We start from the raw sequence: 18,900 nt of genomic DNA on the forward strand, positions 1-18,900 counted from the left end.
AGCAAGACCCGGGGGAGGTCAGAGGTCCAGCGTCACTGAAGCGGATATCGTGCGCGGCGCCCCAATCCATGCACCCTGGCCAGCAATGCCACCGAGGTAGCCCTCGTCAAAGGCATTGTTCAGCAGCAGCGTCACACTCCAGTTGCTGGAGCTGCCACCCAGGGCGCCACCATTCAGAGTGATGTAGGCGTCAACGGTGGTGTAATCGTCGGCAACCCAGCTATTGTCCAGGCGAATCGGACGCTCACCGGTATACTTGCCGCTGATACCCGCCGCGAGATTGTCGCGATTCCAGTCCAGGGACACCACCAGCTGTTGGTCGGGGATACCGACCACATCCTTGCCCGGCTGAATGCCCAGCCCCGCATCAATCGCGGAGTCACCCGTACCCACGTAGCTGGCATCGTTCAGGGTAAAGGCGCTATAGAGAGACAGGCTGTCCGACACCCTGAAGTCCGCGGTCAGTTCGATGCCGTCCGACTCGATGCCACCGGCGTTGAAGTAGGTGCCGTTGGTTCCAATCAGGTAGTTGGGACCCGCGTCACTTTCCGGGCTGAGAAAGATGATCCGGTTCTCGAAATCGATCTGGAATGCGGTCGCCGTCAGGTAAAGATCACCGTTCCGGTAGCGCAGGCCGGCCTCGAGGTTCTCGGCGGTTTCAGGCTCGAGAGAATCCAGGTCGGATTCTGGACGCTCAAGGATTTCGTCATAGATGGCCTTGAAGTTTTCCGCATAGCCGGCGAACAGTTCCAGCCCTTCGATCGGGGTTTCCCAGAGAATACCGCCAGAGAACAGCACGTCGGAGTCTGAATTCAACCTGACGTCGCTGGATTCGCCGAAGTTGTCTCGACGCTCCAGGTCAACCAGGAACTGCTTGGCTCCAAGTGTCAACTGCACCCGGCCCAGCTGCAGGCTGTCCTCGGCATACCACTTCAGGACCTCCTGCGGGTACGTACGGTCGTACTGGGTCCAGTACGGCACCTTGTCGAATTCAATGCCAACCCGCGCATCGGTAAGCTTTTGCCAGGTGCGGGTCTCGCCGCGTTCCTGATCCTCATACCAGAGTCCGGCACGCAGAGTGTTGTCCTGGCCTGCCAGATTGGAGGCCCATTCAGCATCGAGCATGAACCCGGTGCGCTCTTTTTCGTAGTTGGTATGGCGATAGGACTGTACAGGTATCGCGCCGGCGGGATAACAGGCGGGGTCGTAGTTGGGGCCCGCCCCACCGTAGGGGAAGGTGATTGAGGAGACACAGTCGGCCCGCGGGGACAGCGTATTGCCGGCCCCGTCAACGAAGAAAATCTGGCCCAGAGCGCCGCCGCCATTGGTGCTGGTCAGGCCCAGAAACTCGGATTGTGGCCCACCCTGATCATTGACCACATCCACCAGATAGGGGGGAATCCAGTCACCGCGTCCCTCATTATCGTGATAGTACACCCCGGCCGACAGGCGCAGATCGGAAGTGACTTCCATGCTCGCCTTCACGTAGGCGAGCAGGTTTTCGCGCAGCGTTGACCAGCCGCGGCGGTGCACCTGGTCTACATAGGGGATGCCGGTCCAGGTATCGGTCAGCCGGTCCCATTCGGGGTTGCTGGCATACTCCTCCGGGCTGAACAGGCGCTGGTAATTGTCCTCGTGAATATCGTCGTAGGACAGGTAGGCAGTGACATCCACGCGGCCCAGCTCGGAAACCAGCTTGGCGGCGATGTGGTCACGCTCGTTCTCGGCGGCGCCGTTGACCCAGTCGCTGGCGCTCTGGTGGGACGCGGAGATCCAGACCCTGTTGTCGCCGGCAAAGCGTCCGGTGTCGACACGCGCGTAGTAGCGCTGGGCATCATACTCGCCGACAGAGCCCTGGAAGCGGATGCGGGCGTTTTCCTCGGGGTCATCGGAAACAAAGTCAATGGTACCACCGAGGGCGTCGAGCGAACGCGAGGCGATGTCGGCAGTGCCTTGCGATACCGTAACCGTACGCAGGTTGGCCGAGTCGAGATAGCGGTTGGCCTTGGCGCCACCGCCGTAACCACTACCGCCGTTGGGAATGCCATCCAGTGTCGTGCCGATCTGCTGTTCATCAAGACTGATCTGGAAACCCCGGACGGCAATGGTGGTGGACCAGTCGTCGAAGCCGTAGGCATCGCCTTCCTGGATGGACACGCCCGGCAGATTGTCTATCAGTGCGTTGATGCTGGTCACCGGCGACTGCTGCATCTTCATGCTGTCCGTCACGACGTTGTTGCCGTAGTACTGGCTACGGGCGACGACCGTAATTTCCTCCAGCACCGGATCGTTGCTCTGCGCTCCGGCCGTTGCAGAAATTGTCAGGCTACCGGCGAGAGCCAGCCGCACCAGGCGGGCACAAGGGCGTTGCGCAAAAATTGGTCTAAACATACCATTCCCCAGAAAAACAAAGCATTGATGAAAGGCCAGACGCCAGCCCGCTCGCTGTGGCTGCGGGTCTGCACGCTTGGCCCGGGTAATCTACGGAGCGAACATGAAGGCTCCGTGAAGTTGAGGTGATGGTTTCGTGAAACCTGTTGATCCCGGCGCCGGTCTGGCCATGGGTAGCCGTTTACGGCGATAATGCGCGCCTGCCGGGCTGCCCACAGCGGCCCCCGAACCCACACAGCAGGTACACTCCCCATAGATGAAGGAACAACTGTCACAGCTGATCCAACAGGCACTGGATGCACTGGTCGCCGCGGGTGATCTGCCGGCGGATACCCGGCCGGACATCACTATCGACCGCACCCGCGACCCGAGCCACGGTGACCTCGCCAGCAATATTGCCCTGATCCTGGCCAAAAGCGCCGGCAGGAAGCCCCGCGACCTGGCCGCCATGATCTGTGCGGCCCTGCCAGCCGCCCCGTTCATCAGCAAGACCGAGATCGCCGGCCCCGGCTTCATCAATTTTTTCCTCTCCGCGAGCAGCAGCCAGGCCGTGGTACAGCGGGTGCTGGAGCAGGCCGGCCGCTATGGCTGCTCCGAGGTGGGCGCCGGCCGCCGGGTGCAGGTGGAATTTGTCTCCGCCAACCCCACCGGACCCCTGCATGTCGGCCACGGCCGCGGCGCCGCCGTCGGCGACAGTATCTGCAGGCTGCTGGCCGCCACCGGCTGGTCCGTCGCCAGTGAGTTCTACTACAACGATGCCGGGGCCCAGATCAGCAATCTGGCACTGTCGGTGCAGGCGCGCTGCCAGGGCCTGGGCCCCGACGATCCGGGCTGGCCCGAGGACGGTTACCGCGGCAACTACATCCGCGATGTGGCCCAGGCCTATCTCGCCGGAGAACAGATTGACGCTGAGGACCGGCACGTTGCGGGCCGGGGCGACCCCGGGGATATCGACGCCATCCGCGAGTTCGCGGTGGCCTACCTGCGCCGGGAACAGGATCTCGACCTGAGGGCATTCGCGGTACATTTCGACCACTACTTCCTGGAGTCGTCCCTGTATGAATCCGGTGAGGTCGAGACGACCGTTGCCCGGCTGATCGCCAACGGTCACACCTATGAGCAGGACGGCGCCCTCTGGCTCCGCACCACCGCCTTCGGCGATGACAAGGACCGGGTGATGCGCAAGCGCGAGGGGGGCTATACCTATTTCCTGCCCGACGTGGCCTATCATTTCAACAAGTGGCAGCGCGGCTTCGAGCGAGTGATCAATGAACAGGGTGCCGACCACCACAGCACCGTGACCCGGGTCCGGGCCGGCCTGCAGGCGCTGGAGTCGGGCATCCCCGAGGGCTGGCCCGACTATGTCCTGCACCAGATGGTGACGGTCATGCGCGATGGCAGCGAGGTCAAGCTGTCCAAGCGTGCGGGCAGCTATGTCACCCTGCGCGACCTGATCGACGAGGTGGGCTGCGACGCCACCCGCTATTTCCTGGTGGCGCGGGCGCCCAGCTCCCAGCTTACTTTCGATATCGATCTGGCCATGTCCCAGAGCAACGACAACCCCGTCTACTACATCCAGTATGCCCATGCCCGGGCCTGCTCAATGCGCCGCAAACTGGCCGAACAGGGCTGGGACTGGGCCCCGGAGCGGAGCCTGGCGGCGCTGGAGCGGCTGCAGGAAGACCATGAGAAGGCCCTGCTCAAGCGCCTCGACCAGTATCCCGAGGTGGTCGCGAGCGCCGCCCTGGCCAGTGAGCCCCACACCATCGCCAACTACCTGCGCGAACTCGCCGGTGAGTTTCACGCCTGGTACAACGCCCACAAGGTCCTGGTGGAAGAGCAGGACCTGCGCGATGCCCGCCTGGCCCTGGGCGAAGCGGTGCGACAGGTCATTGCCAATGGCCTGCACCTGTTGGGCGTGAGCGCCCCGGAGACCATGTAGCCGTGGCCAGGGAATACGCCAGGGGAAGCCGCAGCGGTGCACGCAGAAAACCCCAGGCCGCCAGCCGCAACTCCGCCCAGGCGCCCGCCAGCCCCTGGCGCTGGTACGGTGCCGGGGTCGGCACCGGGGCCTTCCTCAGCCTTTTGCTGTACCTGGGCACCTTGCCCCCTGGCACCGATCCCGGCGTCGGGGCAGGCACGGAAGCGGCCGCCGCGGCAGCGGCCGGCGCGGCAACGGCCGCCGCCGACAAGACGCCGCCGAAACCGCGGTTCGACTTCTATACCATGCTGCCGGAGCAGCGTATTGCGGTGGACGTGGAGCCCGCACAGGTGGCAACCCCGCGCACCGATGCCACCGCACAGGGGGAGACCTTCCTGCTGCAGGCTGGCTCCTTCCGCCAGCGCGAGGACGCGGACCGGCGCCGGGCGGAACTGCTGTTGCTGGGCCTGGAACCCCGGGTAGAGGAGGCCAGCGGCGAGCACGGGCGCTTCTTCCGGGTCTATCTGGGACCGTTCCAGACCCACGCCCAGATGAGTCGGGCGCGCGGACTGACCACCGCCCAGAACATCGACACCCTGTTGATGAAACGGGACAGTCCCTGAGCCGGGCGCCCCTGAGGCCCGCTCTTCCGAGTCACCCCCGCTACAGCGCTTGAATTCCTGCCACCACCCCCCATATCCAGCGGAACAGGAGACAGATTGTGGAACAGTACAGAGGCACGACCATTCTCTCGGTGCGACGCGGCAACAGTGTCGTGATTGGCGGCGACGGCCAGGTATCGCTGGGCAACACGGTAATGAAGGGCAATGCGCGCAAGGTGCGCCGGCTGCACAAGAACCAGGTCCTGGCAGGCTTTGCCGGCGGCACCGCGGATGCATTTACCCTGTTCGAGCTGTTCGAGGCCAAACTGGACAAGCACCAGGGTAATCTGGTGCGCTCCGCGGTGGAACTGGCCAAGGCCTGGCGAACCGAGCGCTCCCTGCGCCGGCTGGAGGCCCTGCTGGCGGTGGCTGACAAGGAAACCTCCCTGGTCATCACCGGCAACGGCGATGTGATCGAGCCGGAAGACAACATGATCGCCATTGGCTCCGGTGGGCCCTATGCCCAGTCCGCGGCCCGCGCGCTGCTGGACAATACCGACCTGGACGCCCGCAGCATCGTCGAGAAGGGCCTGAATATCGCCGGCGACATCTGCATCTACACCAACCACAACCAGACCATCGAGCAACTCGACTACTAGGTAGCCCGTATCATGTCCAACATGACTCCACGCGAGATTGTCCACGAGCTGGACAAGCACATCATCGGCCAGCAGGATGCCAAGCGTGCGGTCGCCATCGCCCTGCGCAACCGCTGGCGCCGGATGCAGCTGCCCGAGGCACTGCGGGCGGAAATCACCCCCAAGAACATACTCATGATCGGCCCCACCGGCGTCGGCAAGACCGAGATCGCCCGGCGCCTGGCAAAGCTCGCCAACGCGCCCTTCGTCAAGGTCGAGGCTACCAAGTTCACCGAGGTCGGCTATGTAGGCAGGGACGTTGAATCCATCGTCCGCGACCTGGCGGACGTGGCGGTCAAGCTGTACCGGGAGCAGGAAATGGAGCGGGTGCGCTTCCGCGCCGAAGAGGCAGCGGAGGAGCGACTGCTGGATATCCTGCTGCCCCCCGCCAGGGACAGCGACAACAGCGGCGCCGGCGCCGGCACCCGCCAGTTGCTGCGCAAGAAGCTGCGCGAGGGCGAGCTGGACAGCAAGGAAGTGGATGTGGAACTGGCCGCCAGCAGCGCCGGGGTGGAGATCATGGCGCCCCCGGGCATGGAGGAAATGACCAGCCAGTTGCAGAGCATGTTCTCCAACATGTCGCGACAGCAGCGCAAGACCCGGCGCATGCCGGTGCAGGCCGCCTTCAAGGCCCTGCGCGACGAGGAGGCCGCGAAGCTGGTCAATGAAGATGAGCTCAAGCAGAAGGCCATCCACGAGGCGGAGCAGAACGGCATCGTGTTTATCGACGAGTTGGACAAGGTTGCCAAGCGCGGCGACACCGGCGGCGCCGATGTCTCCCGGGAAGGGGTACAGCGGGACCTGCTGCCGCTGATCGAGGGTTCCACCGTGACCACCAAGCACGGGGCCATCAAGACCGACCACATCCTGTTCATCGCCTCCGGTGCCTTTCACCTGGCCAAGCCCTCGGACCTGATTCCGGAACTGCAGGGCAGGTTGCCAATCCGGGTGGAGCTGGACTCGCTGAACGCCGATGACTTCGAGCGCATCCTCACTGAACCGGATGCGTCCCTCACTGAACAGTACCAGGCTCTGCTGGGCACTGAAGGCCTGCAGGTAGAGTTCACCCGGGACGGGCTGCGACGCATTGCCGAGACCGCCTGGCAGGTGAACGAGAAAACCGAGAACATCGGCGCCCGGCGCCTGCACACCATCATGGAGCGGCTGCTGGAGGAGGCCTCCTTTGCCGCGGCTGATTCCGGCTTGCAACAGCAGGGGCTGAAAATCGACGCGGACTATGTCAACCAGCAACTGCAGGCCCTGAGCGAAGACGAAGACCTGTCCCGCTTTATCCTCTGACCACGGTAGCCCACCATGACCGCTAGTGCCCAACGCCCGCTGGACATCCACCTGCACCGCAAGTCGCGGGAACTGGAACTGGTGTACCCGGGGGATGAACGCTATCGCCTGAGCTGCGAGTTCCTGCGGGTGCATTCGCCGTCTGCCGAGGTGAAGGGGCACGGCCCCGGCCAGGAGGTACTGCAGACCGGCAAGATCGGGGTCAACATCACCGCCATCAAGCCCGTGGGCCACTACGCCCTGCAGCTGGTGTTCGATGACGGCCACGACACCGGCCTGTATTCCTGGGATTACCTGCGTCAGCTCTGCTCACAGCAGGAAACCCTGTGGCAGCAGTACCTGGAGCGCATGACCGCCGCCGGCGCCAGCCGCGACCCCCAGGTACAGGTGATCAACTTCCAGCCCTGACCGGGCACCGACAACGCGCTACAATACGCGGTCAGCTGTTCGCCGGCGGAGGCCGCATGAGCAAGAAACGCACCACCCATTTCGGCTACAGGGAAGTTGATGAGGACGCCAAGGCGGGTCTGGTCGCCAACGTGTTCCACTCGGTTGCCGCCCGCTACGACCTGATGAACGACCTCATGTCAGGCGGTGTGCACCGTATCTGGAAGCGCTTCACCATTGAACTCAGCGCCGTGCGTGCAGGCCAGTCCGTGCTCGACATCGCCGGCGGCACCGGCGACCTGGCGGCAAAGTTCGCCGACATCGTCGGCGCCGACGGCCGTGTGGTGCTTGCGGACATCAATGAATCCATGCTCCGGGTGGGCCGGGACAAGCTGATTGATCACGGCTACCAGGGCAACCTCGAGTACGTGCAGGCTGATGCCCAGTACCTGCCCTTTCCCGACGACAGCTTCGACTGCGTCAGTATCGCCTTCGGTCTGCGCAACGTCACCGACAAGGATCTGGCCCTGCGCTCCATGCTGCGGGTGCTGAAGCCCGGCGGACGTCTGCTGGTGCTGGAGTTCTCCAAACCCCGCAACGAATTGCTGGGCAAGGCCTACGACGGCTACTCGTTCCGCGTCCTGCCGCTGATGGGCAAGCTGGTGGCGGGCGACAGCGACAGTTACCAGTACCTCGCCGAGTCCATCCGCGTGCATCCCGACCAGGACACACTGCTGGGCATGATGGAGGACGCCGGTTTCGTCAATTGCGAATACCACAACCTGACCGGGGGCATCGTCGCCCTGCACCGGGGCGTCAAGGCCTGACATGGCCGCCAGCCTGGACCCAACCGTTACCACGGCGGCACTGGCGGCGCTGGAAGCTGCGCTCAATCGGGCTCTGGCCCTGGACCCGGTCGCGCAGCGGAAGCTGGCAGGTCTCAGCGGCCACACGTTTGCCATCGAGTGCAGCGCGCCGGCAGTTGCCGTCTATCTGCAACCGGGCGCGGAGCAGGTCCGGCTGCTGGGTTACCACGACGGCCCGGTAACCACGCAGGTGACCGGCACCGCGGCAGACTTTGCCGAGCTCGCCAGCTCCAGCGACCCCGCCGCAACCCTGATCAATGGCAAACTGGCCCTGCGTGGTGACAGCGCGCCGCTGATCGAACTGCAGCAGATCGTCGGCAACCTGGACCTGGATTGGGAAGCGCCACTGGTGGAGGCCCTCGGCGACGTCGCCGGCCACCAGCTGGCGGAATTGCTGCGTGCGGGTATCAGTGGCGGCCGCGCCGTCAGCCACAGCCTGTTGCGGCAGCTGGAGGAGTTCATTCATGAAGAGGCCCGCCTGAGTCCACCACGGCTGGAGGTTGAGGATTTTTATGCCGATGTGCAGGCTCTGGAGCAACGGGTGGAGCGCCTGCAATCGCGCCTGGCCAGGCTGCGCAAGCGCATCGCGCAGGCGGCATCGTGAGCGCCGGCGCATTCAGCCGCAGCCGCCGCCTGCTGCGCATTCTGCACATCGCCGGCCGTTATCGCCTGCAGGAGTTCATCGATACTGACAAGCTGTCCGCGGTGCCGCGTACGCTGCTGCGCCTGTCCCCCTGGCGTGCCGGGCGCGGGCCGGATCGCGGTCGCGGCGAGCGCCTGCGCCTGGCTCTGGAGGAACTGGGCCCGGTGTTCATCAAGTTCGGCCAGCTGCTGTCGACCCGGCGCGATCTGTTGCCGCCGGATATTGCCGACGAGCTGGCGAAACTGCAGGACAAGGTACCGCCTTTCGACGAAGCCGAGGCCGCCGCAATCATCGAGACGGCCCTGGGGCAGCCGCTGACCACCCTGTTCGCGCGCTTCGAGGAACTGCCGATGGCGTCCGCCTCTGTCGCGCAGGTGCACGGCGCCACCCTGCACGGGGGCGAGGATGTGGTGGTGAAAGTGCTGCGGCCGGATATCAAGCCGGTCATCCGCCAGGACCTGGCGCTGTTGTATACCCTGGCGCGGCTGGTGCAGCGCTACCTGCCCGACGGCAAGCGGCTGCGCCCGGTGGAAGTGGTTGCGGACTATGAACTGACCATCTTCGACGAGCTGGACCTGCGCCGGGAGGCCGCCAATGCGTCCCAGCTGCGGCGCAATTTCGAGGGCAGCACGCTGGTGTACGTACCGCAGGTGTACTGGGACTTCACTCGCAGCAATGTCATGGTCTCCGAGCGTATCAAGGGCATTCCGGTCACCGACGTTGCAACCCTGGAGGCCCGGGGCACTGATCTCAAGCTGCTGGCGGAGCGGGGCGTAGAGATCTTCTTTACCCAGGTCTTCCGGGACAATTTTTTCCACGCCGACATGCACCCCGGCAACATCTTCGTCGATGCCAGCGACCCGGCCGATCCGCGCTACATCGCCGTGGACTGCGCCATCGTCGGCAGCCTCAGCGATGCCGACCAGTATTACCTGGCGCGCAACCTGCTGGCAGTGTTCCGGCGCGACTACCGGGAAGTGGCCGAACTGCACGTGGAGTGCGGCTGGGTACCGGCGTCCACCCGGGTGCAGGACTTCGAGTCCGCCATGCGCGCGGTCTGCGAACCGGTATTCGAGCGCCCGATCAGCGAGATTTCCTTCGGCCAGCTGTTGATCTACCTGTTCAGCACCGCGCGCCGTTTCGACATGGAGGTACAGCCCTCGTTGGTGCTGCTGCAGAAAACCCTGCTCAATATTGAGGGCCTGGGCCGCCAGCTCTATCCACAGCTGAACCTGTGGGATACCGCCCAGCCCTATCTGGAGCGCTGGGTGCAGGAGCGCTACTCGCCGCAGGCGATGCTCAAGCGCCTGCAGCGCCATGTGCCCTCCTGGCTGGAACAACTGCCCCAGGTGCCCGATGCGGTGCTGGACAGCCTGCAGCGCCCCCCCGGCACCGCCATGCAGGCGCACCCATCGCAGCCTGGCGGCGACCTGCAAACTCTCCGGGACCTGGGCCGGCGCCGGCGCCGGCGCCAGCTATTGGCCGCGGTAGCCCTTGTCCTGGCCGCGGCACTGGCACTCCCGGACGGCATTGCCCGGCTCGCCGAACTCCCCTGGGCGAGCTGGCTGCTGGCCGGCGTGGCGCTGGCATTGCTGTGGCCCCGCAGCAGTGACGGCTGATGTGTCCGTATTGTCCCTGTGCCATAATGCCGGCCCATGGAGACCGTGAAGACAATGACAGCCAATCCACTGAGCGCAGCTGTGCACTGGAACGATCAGGGCCTGGTGCCCGCCATCGCCCAGGACTGGCAGACTGGCGAAGTACTGATGATGGCGTGGATGAATCCCGAGTCACTGGCACTGACCGTGGCCGAGGGCCGGGCGATCTACTGGTCGCGCTCCCGGCAGGCACTCTGGCGCAAGGGTGAAAGCTCGGGCAATGTGCAGTTGCTGAAAGAGCTGCGCCTGGACTGTGATGGCGACACCCTGCTGTTGCGGGTGGAACAGGTCGGCGACATCGCCTGTCATACCGGTCGCCGACGCTGTTTCTACCAGTGCTGGCAGGATGACAACTGGCAGGTCACGGACGAGGTCCTGAAATCGCCGGAAACACTTTACGGACAGCCGCAATGAGCGACATCCTGCAACAATTGGATCGCATACTGGCCCAACGGAAGCTCGCGGACCCCGCCGGGTCCTATGTCGCCAGCCTGCATCACAAGGGTCTCAACAAGATCCTTGAGAAGGTGGGTGAAGAAGCGACGGAAGTGATCCTGGCGGCAAAGGACACGGGCGATGACCCCGGGGCCCTGATCGGTGAGGTCGCGGACCTGTGGTTTCACACCCTGGTACTGCTGTCGCACCTCAACCTGGACTCGGCTGCGGTACTGGAGTGCCTGCAGCAGAGGGTCGGGGTATCAGGACTGGAAGAAAAGGCATCCCGCACTTGAGCGGGGAACGCCGACAACGGCACGATCAGGGAATACGGAGACAGGCATGGGTATCGGTGGTATTAGTATCTGGCAATTGCTGATCATTCTGGCAATTGTCATCATGTTGTTCGGGACCAAGCGCCTGCGCACCCTGGGCAGCGACCTCGGCAGCGCGGTCAAGGGCTTTCGCAAGAGCATCAAGGACGACGACAGCACGACAGACAGCGCAGACACAGAGGCAGAGGACGCCACCCGGAGTTCCGGGGACAGCAACGGCAAGCCCTGATCCGCGCCCATGTTTGACATCGGTTTTACCGAGCTGGTCATCATCGCCGTGGTGAGCCTATTGGTGATCGGCCCGGAAAAGTTGCCGGGCACCATCCGCACGGCCAGCGCCTGGCTGCACCGCATCAAGCGCGGCTTCAACGACATCCGCCATGAGGTGGAGCAGGAGTTGCACAACGACGCCGTGCTGCAGGAGCTGCGCAAGACCCGGGACGAGATCAAGACCGGCGTGGCCAAGGCCCAGCGGGAGCTTGAGGACGACGTTGCCACTGTGACCAGATCGGCCGACGAGGCTACCGGTGACAAAAAGACCGGTGCCGAGCCTGCTCCAGGCCAGGAGTCCCCCCCGCAATGAGCGAAGACCCCGCCGACCAGCCGCTGCCGCTGGTGGCACATTTGACCGAGCTGCGGGACCGGCTGCTGCGGGCGCTACTGGCGGTGCTGGTGGTATTTATCTGCCTGTTTCCCTTCGCCAACGAGATCTACAGCTTTGTCTCCAAGCCGCTGCGGGCCCTGCTGCCGGAAGGCGCCACCATGATCGCCACCGAGGTGGCTTCCCCCTTCCTGACGCCCTTCAAGCTGACCCTGGTGACGGCCATTTTCATTGCCATACCCTATGTGCTCTACCAGATCTGGAGCTTTATCGCCCCGGGCATGTATCGCCATGAAAAGCGCCTGGCGATACCGTTGCTGGCATCCAGTGTGCTGCTTTTCTATGCCGGCGCCGCCTTTGCCTACTACGTGGTGTTCCCGCTGATCTTCGGCTTTTTTACCAGTGTGGGGCCGGCCGATATCGCCATGATGACGGACATCAACAGCTATCTGAATTTCGTGCTCAAGCTGTTCTTCGCCTTCGGTATCGCCTTCGAGATCCCGATTGCCGCGGTGATCCTGATCTGGGCCGGCATCACCACACCGGAAGACCTGGTGAAGAAGCGCCCCTACATCATCGTCGGCTGCTTCGTGTTCGGCATGCTGCTGACCCCCCCTGACGTCATCTCCCAGGCCCTGCTGGCAGTACCCATGTGGATTCTGTTCGAATTCGGGGTCTTCTTCGGGCGCTTTATCCAGCGCCGGGACAACAGCGCGGCAGACACGGAGTAATGGCGCCGGCCAGAAGCCGCTCCCTGTCACCGCTGCTGGCCATATTCCGGTTCCTGCTGCCCTACCGCGCGCGCCTTTTGGGTGCCGGCGCTGCGTTGGTGTTTACCGCCGGTGCGACCCTGTTCCTGGGCCGGGGCATACAGGTGTTGATAGACGAGGGCTTTGGCGGCGGCACCAGCGCCGATCTGCGCAACGCCATCGGCGTGATCATGGTGATCGCGGGGGCCATGGCCGTCGGCACCTTCGTCCGCTTCTACCTGGTGTCCTGGCTCGGGGAGCGGGTCAGCGCCGACCTCCGCAAGGCCGTGTTCGACAACATCATCCGCCTCAATCCCGGCTACTTCGAAACCAACCGCAGCGGCGAGATCATGTCGCGCCTGACCACCGATACCACCCTGCTGCAGACCATCATCGGCTCCTCCCTGAGCATGGCCCTGCGCAGCAGCCTGACCCTGGTCGGCGGCCTGGTGCTGATGTTCGTCACCAACGTCAAGCTGAGCCTGATCATCACTGCGGGGGTGCCGCTGGTGCTGCTGCCGATCCTGATATTCGGGCGCCGGGTGCGACGCTTGTCGACCCAGAGCCAGGACAGTATCGCCAGCGTGGGCAGCTACGCCGGCGAGATCATCCAGCATATCCGCACGGTCCAGAGCTACACCGGTGAAGATCGCGAGAGCGCGGCCTTCGCCGGCGAGGTCGAGCGCGCCTTCGCCATCGCCCGCCGCCGTATCCGGCAGCGGGCACTGCTGGTCTGTGTCGCTATCCTGTTGCTGTTCGCCGGCATGGGCGCCATGCTCTGGAGCGGCGGCCAGGATGTGATCAGCGGGCGCATGAGCGGCGGCGAACTGGGCGCCTTCGTATTCTACGCGATCATGGTGGGGTCGGGCTTTGCCACCATTTCAGAGGTCTGGGGTGAGGTACAGCGGGCCGCCGGGGCGTCCGAACGGCTGCTGGAACTGCTGCACACCCGCAGCGACCTGGCAGACAGCGGCGCCGAGTGCGAGCTGCCGGTGGCGGAACTGGCCTTTCGCAACGTGACCTTCAGCTATCCGGCCCGACCCGGGGAGGCCGCCCTGAAGAACCTGACCCTGGAGATTGACGCGGGCAAGAGCCTGGCACTGGTCGGGCCCTCAGGGGGCGGCAAGTCCACCCTGTTCCAGCTGCTGCAGCGCTTCTACGACCCGCAGTCAGGCAGTATCGAATTCGCCGGGGTGGATATTCGCGACATCGGCCTGCACACCCTGCGCCGGCAACTGGCCCTGGTACCGCAGCAGCCGGCCCTGTTCACCGCCAGCGTCCGCTACAACATCGCCTACGGCAGGCCCGATGCCAGCGACGAGGAAGTGGCGGCGGCGGCAAGAGCCGCCCATGCCGACGACTTCATCGACCGGCTGCCCCAGGGCTACGACAGTCATCTGGGCGAGCAGGGTGTACGCCTGTCAGGCGGCCAGCGCCAGCGTATCGCCCTGGCGCGGGCGATCCTCAACAACCCGCGGGTGCTGTTGCTGGATGAAGCGACCAGCGCGCTGGACAGTGAAAGTGAACACCAGGTGCAACTGGCCCTGCAGGAACTGATGCGCAACCGCACCACGGTGATCATAGCCCACCGCCTGTCGACCATCCTCCATGCGGATCTGATTGCGGTACTGGACAAGGGGGAGCTGGTGGCGACGGGCACGCACCAGAGTCTGCTGCAGGACTGCCCGCTGTATGCGCGCCTGGCCAATCTGCAGTTTCGCGAACCGGAAGAGTCCCCCGTGTAGGAGCCCGCTGGCCCAGGCCACCTTCTCTGTCCGCTACGCGGCCATTCACCTTGTCCGCGGGCGATCGCCCGCAGGGCGGGCTCCTACAGAATCAGCTGAACTCGCGGATCAGGCCGCCGATGCTTTCCTTGGCATCGCCAAACAGCATGCGGGTATTTTCCTTGTAGAACAGCGGGTTCTCGATGCCGGCGAAGCCCGACGCCATGGAGCGCTTGAGCACGAACACGGTGCGCGCCTTGTCCACATTGATCACCGGCATGCCGTAGATCGGGCTGGACTCCACTTCCCGTGCGGCGGGGTTGACCACATCGTTGGCGCCGATGACGATGGCGACATCGACGGTTTCCATACGCGGGTTGACCTCGTCCATTTCCAGCAACTGGTCATAGGGTACGTCCGCTTCCGCCAGCAGCACGTTCATGTGCCCGGGCATGCGACCCGCCACCGGGTGGATACCGAAGTTGACCACACAGCCGTTCTCCTCCAGCAGCTCGGCAAGCTCCTTGACCACGTGCTGGGCCTGGGCAACGGCCATGCCGTAACCGGGCACGATCACCACGTTGCTCGCCGCCTCCAGGATGTAGAAGGCATCTTCGACGGAGATCGGCTTGATCTCGCCTTCCACCACTGCCTGCTCGGTGCTGACACTGCCAAAGCCGCTGAACAGCACGTTGCTCAGGGAGCGGTTCATGGCCTTGCACATGATCTGGGTCAGGATGATACCGGAGGCACCGACCAGGGCACCCGCCACGATCAGGATGTTGTTGCCAATGGCAAAACCCGCCGCACAGGCCGCGAGACCGGAGTAGGAGTTGAGCAGGGAGATCACCACCGGCATGTCGGCGCCGCCGATGGGGATAACCACCATGACGCCGAACAACAGGGACAGGCCAATGATCAGGTACAGCCACTGGCTGTTCTCCGGCTGCAGGCAGAACATCACCGCGCTGACGAGTATGCCCAGCACGATCAGGCTGTTGACGATCTGCTGGCCGCGGAACTGTACCGCGCCGCTGCCAATGGTTTCACTGAGCTTGCCGTAGGCCACCAGCGAGCCGGTAAAGGTCAGGCCGCCGATCAGGATGGACAGGACAATGGTCACCAGCACAAAGGTGCCGCTGGCGGTGGCCAGGGCCGCGGCGCCGACCAGCAGGCTCGCCATGCCGCCGAAACCGTTGAACAGGGCCACCATTTCCGGCATGGCGGTCATTTTCACCAGGCGCGCGGTGCCGGCGCCAATCACCCCACCGAGCACGAAACCCAGCAGGATCCACTGATATTCCACGATGCCCTGATCCAGCAGTGCTGCGACGATCGCCAGCAGCATCCCCACGGCGGACAGCAGATTGCCCTTGCGCGCGGTTGCCGCCGAGCCCAGCAGCTTGAGGCCGAAAATAAACAGGGCCGCGGCGATGACATAGGCCATCTGAATGGCCAATCCGGTTGCGCCCATGATTACTTACCCCTCTTCTTGAACATTGCCAGCATGCGATCGGTCACCATGTAGCCGCCGAACACGTTGATGGAGGCCAGCGCTACCGCGGCAGCGCCCAGCCAGTTGGACAGGTCTTGCTGGCCGGTGCCAGCGAGGCCGATGGCCCCTACCACGGTAATGCCGGAAATCGCATTGGCGCCCGACATCAGGGGGGTGTGCAGCGTTGCCGGTACCTTGTTGATCAACTCGAAGCCCAGGAATATGGCCAACATGAGGATAAAGGTCAGAAATACGGCTTCCATATCAGTTGCCCCCCGCCAGGACTTTCTTGATGGTTTCGTTGGTGACTTCACCGCCGTGGGTGATAATGCAGCCCGGCAGGATGTCGTGTTCAAAATCGATCTTGAAGCGGTTGCTGTCCTTGTCCCAGGCGTCTTCCACCAGGTTGAACAGGTTGTTGGCATACATGTGGCTGGCGTCGCGACACACCTCGTTGGGGAGATTGCCCTTGCCGATGATGGTGACGCCCTTGACCGTAACCACCTCGTTGGGCACCGAGCCTTCCACGTTGCCGCCGGTCTCCGCGGCCATGTCGACAATTACCGAGCCCGGCTGCATGCCTTCCACCATGTCCCGGGTGATGATCACCGGCGGCTTGCGGCCGAACACCTGGGCCGTAGTGATGACCACATCGGACTCGGCAATGGTAGCCTTCTGGGCCTCGCGCTGCTTCTCGATCTGCTCCGGGGTCAGCTCCCTGGCATAACCACCGGCGGCCTCGCCGGTTTCGCCCAGATCGATATCGAGGAAGGTCGCACCCAGGGAGTGCACCTGCTCCGCCACTACTGGCCGGGTATCAAAGGCGGTGACTCGAGCCCCCAGGCGCTTGGCGGTGGCAATGGCCTGCAGGCCGGCAACGCCGGCACCGATCACAAACACCTTGGCGGGCTTCAGCGTGCCTGCGGGCGTCATCATCATCGGGAAAATGCGCGGCAGGTGGGTTGCCGCCTGCAGCACCATTACATACCCCGCCAGGTTGGCCTGGGAGCTCAGGGCATCCATTTTCTGGCTGCGGGTGGTACGGGGAATCATTTCCATGCTGATCGCGGTTACGCCGTGCTGCTGCAGCATCCGCACCAGTTCATGCTCGTTGAAAGGATCGAGGTAGCTGATGTGGATGCTGCCCTTTTTCATCATCGGCACTTCATCACGCTGTGGCTTGCGCAAGCGCAGCAACAGGTCGGCTTCGCGGAACAGGGCCTCCCGGTCGCTGGTCAGCGTGGCGCCGGCTGCGGCGTATTCCTCGTCGGCAAAGCCGGATCCGAGACCCATGCCGTGCTCGATCACAAGGTCAGCGCCCAGACGGCACAACTTCTTGGCTGTCTCCGGCGTGACCGGCACCCGGTTCTCTCCCGGATGTGTCTCCCTGGGAATTGCGATGCGCATAGTGCTTCCTACCCCGTTAGTGTAAGCGTGTCGATTGTGGATCTTGTGTAGGCCGTCCCGCTGGCGCTGCTGCTGCAGCGTCTTATAGTGACCGCGATCCCTCGCCGGCGACGGACTGTAGCACAGAGACCGCCAGTGCGGAATTATGTCTATTATTCACCATACGGATGCATGCGTCACAGACATCATTCGAAAGAATGGCATATTGCCCCCCGCGACCGGGTCCCGACATCCCGCAAACCGGGTATGAAGTCGAAAAAAAGCCCCCGTCAGGGGGCTTCGGTTTCAACCCGCATGGAGCCTGAGGAAGGGGTTCATCCAGCGGTACTTCCAGCCGGTAAATTTAAGCGGCGCATCCAGCACCGCAAGGCAAATGCAGTCTTCCGACTGCAGTGCCGTGGGGGCGTGGGTATCGCTCGCCTCGCGGTAAATGAAGTCGCCCTCATGGTAGCTGCCAGCAGCATCGGAGAAACCGCCCTGCAGCACCAGAGTCATTTCCGAACCGCGGTGATTGTGCTCGGGAATCCTGCCACCCGCCTTGATGTGATAGAGGGCGAACTCGAAGCCGGGATCGCCGGTCTTCAGGTAACTGATCCGCAGGGACGAGGTCACCTTCTTCCATACCAGCTCGGTAAAATCGCCCCGCATCAGCCGCTGCAACACCGCTGGCATCCGCCCCAGGGAGAGGTCATCGGCGCGGCGGTAACTGAGAGGCGGCTCTTCGTCCAGGCGCGCCAGTACCGTGTCCAGCATGGCATCGCCCACCGGCACTGGGCTCAGGCCATCAAACAGGACCGCACCGAGGTCCTGCATCCGGGCCGTGTGCTGCTGGCACTGCTGACAGTAATTGAGGTGAGCCGAAACACACGCGGACTGCGCCAGGGGCAGTATTCCAGCCGTGTATTCGGTAAGTAAGTCCACACTTGGATGAAACTTGGCCATAATATTGTCTTTCTTACCTGTCTATCTGAATTTGCAATTTCTGGATTGCCAGTCGCACGCGTGACTTCACGGTGCCCAGGGGCAGATCCAACTCCGCCGCCGCTTCCGCGTGCGACTTCCCTTCCATGTATACCTTGGCCAGGATTTGCGCCTGGTCCGGGGGCAAGGTCCCCATCAATTCGTGGATCCTGTCGCGGCTGCGCCGGCTCTGCAGCATGGCGAATGGCTCCGACGGCTCCTGGTCCGGGATGAAATCGTCAGCGGCCAGGGGCGTGTCGAACTTTTGCAAGCGCCGAAACATGTCGGTCCGGCAATTGCGCGCGATCGTATACACCCATGTACTCGCTGCGGCCTTTTCCGGATCAAAGGCCCTGGCTTTTTGCCAGACTTTCAACATCACTTCCTGCACCAGCTCGTCGGCATGGGTCGCCGACAGGCTGGACCCGGACAGTGCAAAGGCCTTGACCAGAGGGGCAAAGTGGCGAAACAGACGCGTGAAGGCCGCGCGATCCTCGTTGGCCGCGATCAGGGTCAGGCACTCGCTCCACTCATCCGTACGCCGCCCCGTGGGACCCTGCCAGCCGGATGTCGCGCCCTTGTCCTGTTCTTCCACAACCGGTCTCCGCTACTATTCAATGGTGTCTGGTGAGTATACGCTTGCTCTCAGGCGGCGGATCAACCCACCATGGAAAGAAGTGGAAATGATCCGGCAGCCTGTGGCGGGCGTAAATTGGGCAGCAGAGACAG

Annotated in this window: 20 protein-coding genes; 14 read left to right on the plus strand and 6 right to left on the minus strand. The window is 63.7% G+C overall.

Annotated features, from left to right (window positions below; all coding sequences use genetic code 11):
• Window positions 1–18 precede the first annotated feature (18 nt).
• Entirely contained in the window at window positions 19–2,391 is a 2,373-nt protein-coding gene (locus RLO07_RS13180; protein ID WP_462292591.1) for a TonB-dependent receptor domain-containing protein, read from the minus strand.
• Between the two features lie 256 nt (window positions 2,392–2,647).
• Here RLO07_RS13180 and argS point away from each other — a divergent pair, with 256 nt between their 5' ends.
• The 14 genes from argS (at window position 2,648) to RLO07_RS13250 (ending at window position 14,330) form a co-directional block, all read left to right on the plus strand.
• Window positions 2,648–4,333 (plus strand): arginine--tRNA ligase, encoded by a 1,686-nt coding sequence (gene argS, locus RLO07_RS13185; protein WP_462292592.1) that lies wholly within the window; start codon window positions 2,648–2,650, stop codon window positions 4,331–4,333.
• A 2-nt stretch (window positions 4,334–4,335) separates the two neighbouring features.
• Complete coding sequence (locus RLO07_RS13190; protein WP_462292593.1) at window positions 4,336–4,935, plus strand: SPOR domain-containing protein; 600 nt, start codon at window positions 4,336–4,338, stop codon at window positions 4,933–4,935.
• Between the two features lie 98 nt (window positions 4,936–5,033).
• A complete protein-coding gene (hslV, locus tag RLO07_RS13195; RefSeq protein ID WP_462292594.1) occupies window positions 5,034–5,573 on the plus strand; it encodes an ATP-dependent protease subunit HslV in 540 nt (179 codons plus the stop codon).
• Between the two features lie 12 nt (window positions 5,574–5,585).
• Entirely contained in the window at window positions 5,586–6,911 is a 1,326-nt protein-coding gene (gene hslU / locus RLO07_RS13200) for an ATP-dependent protease ATPase subunit HslU (protein ID WP_462292595.1), read from the plus strand.
• 15 nt (window positions 6,912–6,926) lie between these two features.
• Entirely contained in the window at window positions 6,927–7,319 is a 393-nt protein-coding gene (locus RLO07_RS13205) for a gamma-butyrobetaine hydroxylase family protein (protein WP_462292596.1), read from the plus strand.
• A 56-nt stretch (window positions 7,320–7,375) separates the two neighbouring features.
• Window positions 7,376–8,125: a bifunctional demethylmenaquinone methyltransferase/2-methoxy-6-polyprenyl-1,4-benzoquinol methylase UbiE gene (gene ubiE / locus RLO07_RS13210; RefSeq protein WP_462292597.1), complete on the plus strand. Its 750-nt coding sequence runs from the start codon at window positions 7,376–7,378 to the stop codon at window positions 8,123–8,125.
• Window position 8,126: 1 nt separating this feature from the next.
• Window positions 8,127–8,768, plus strand: coding sequence for a ubiquinone biosynthesis accessory factor UbiJ (locus tag RLO07_RS13215; RefSeq protein WP_462292598.1), 642 nt, complete (start codon window positions 8,127–8,129; stop codon window positions 8,766–8,768).
• Window positions 8,765–10,426 (plus strand): ubiquinone biosynthesis regulatory protein kinase UbiB, encoded by a 1,662-nt coding sequence (gene ubiB / locus RLO07_RS13220; RefSeq protein WP_462292599.1) that lies wholly within the window; start codon window positions 8,765–8,767, stop codon window positions 10,424–10,426. Before RLO07_RS13215 ends, ubiB begins: the two co-directional genes overlap by 4 nt.
• Before the next feature lie 54 nt (window positions 10,427–10,480).
• Complete coding sequence (gene hisI / locus RLO07_RS13225; protein ID WP_462292600.1) at window positions 10,481–10,879, plus strand: phosphoribosyl-AMP cyclohydrolase; 399 nt, start codon at window positions 10,481–10,483, stop codon at window positions 10,877–10,879.
• Complete coding sequence (locus RLO07_RS13230; protein WP_462292601.1) at window positions 10,876–11,196, plus strand: phosphoribosyl-ATP diphosphatase; 321 nt, start codon at window positions 10,876–10,878, stop codon at window positions 11,194–11,196. The genes hisI and RLO07_RS13230 overlap by 4 nt, the downstream gene beginning before the upstream one ends.
• Window positions 11,197–11,242: 46 nt before the next feature.
• Window positions 11,243–11,464, plus strand: a complete 222-nt coding sequence (gene tatA / locus RLO07_RS13235; RefSeq protein ID WP_462292602.1) for a twin-arginine translocase TatA/TatE family subunit — start codon at window positions 11,243–11,245, stop codon at window positions 11,462–11,464.
• A 9-nt stretch (window positions 11,465–11,473) separates the two neighbouring features.
• On the plus strand, window positions 11,474–11,818 hold the full coding sequence (tatB, locus tag RLO07_RS13240) for a Sec-independent protein translocase protein TatB (RefSeq protein ID WP_462292603.1): 345 nt from the start codon (window positions 11,474–11,476) through the stop codon (window positions 11,816–11,818).
• Window positions 11,815–12,567 carry a twin-arginine translocase subunit TatC gene (gene tatC / locus RLO07_RS13245; protein WP_462292604.1) on the plus strand — a complete coding sequence of 251 codons (753 nt, stop codon included), beginning with the start codon at window positions 11,815–11,817 and terminating at the stop codon, window positions 12,565–12,567. The genes tatB and tatC overlap by 4 nt, the downstream gene beginning before the upstream one ends.
• Complete coding sequence (locus RLO07_RS13250) at window positions 12,567–14,330, plus strand: ABC transporter transmembrane domain-containing protein (RefSeq protein ID WP_462292605.1); 1,764 nt, start codon at window positions 12,567–12,569, stop codon at window positions 14,328–14,330. Before tatC ends, RLO07_RS13250 begins: the two co-directional genes overlap by 1 nt.
• A 91-nt stretch (window positions 14,331–14,421) precedes the next feature.
• Here the strand turns inward: RLO07_RS13250 and RLO07_RS13255 are convergent, their stop codons facing one another.
• The 5 genes from RLO07_RS13255 to RLO07_RS13275 all read right to left on the minus strand — a co-directional run bounded on the left by RLO07_RS13255 (window position 14,422) and on the right by RLO07_RS13275 (window position 18,766).
• On the minus strand, window positions 14,422–15,783 hold the full coding sequence (locus tag RLO07_RS13255; RefSeq protein ID WP_462292606.1) for an NAD(P)(+) transhydrogenase (Re/Si-specific) subunit beta: 1,362 nt from the start codon (window positions 15,781–15,783) through the stop codon (window positions 14,422–14,424).
• A 2-nt stretch (window positions 15,784–15,785) separates the two neighbouring features.
• Window positions 15,786–16,067, minus strand: coding sequence for an NAD(P) transhydrogenase subunit alpha part 2 (locus RLO07_RS13260; protein ID WP_462292607.1), 282 nt, complete (start codon window positions 16,065–16,067; stop codon window positions 15,786–15,788).
• A 1-nt stretch (window position 16,068) separates the two neighbouring features.
• Entirely contained in the window at window positions 16,069–17,211 is a 1,143-nt protein-coding gene (locus RLO07_RS13265; protein WP_462292608.1) for a Re/Si-specific NAD(P)(+) transhydrogenase subunit alpha, read from the minus strand.
• Window positions 17,212–17,496: 285 nt separating this feature from the next.
• Window positions 17,497–18,153 (minus strand): ChrR family anti-sigma-E factor, encoded by a 657-nt coding sequence (locus tag RLO07_RS13270; RefSeq protein ID WP_462292609.1) that lies wholly within the window; start codon window positions 18,151–18,153, stop codon window positions 17,497–17,499.
• 13 nt (window positions 18,154–18,166) lie between these two features.
• Window positions 18,167–18,766 (minus strand): sigma-70 family RNA polymerase sigma factor, encoded by a 600-nt coding sequence (locus tag RLO07_RS13275; RefSeq protein ID WP_462292610.1) that lies wholly within the window; start codon window positions 18,764–18,766, stop codon window positions 18,167–18,169.
• Window positions 18,767–18,900: the final 134 nt, after the last annotated feature.

Source organism: Haliea sp., assembly GCF_040221975.1.
GTDB lineage: Bacteria > Pseudomonadota > Gammaproteobacteria > Pseudomonadales > Halieaceae > Haliea.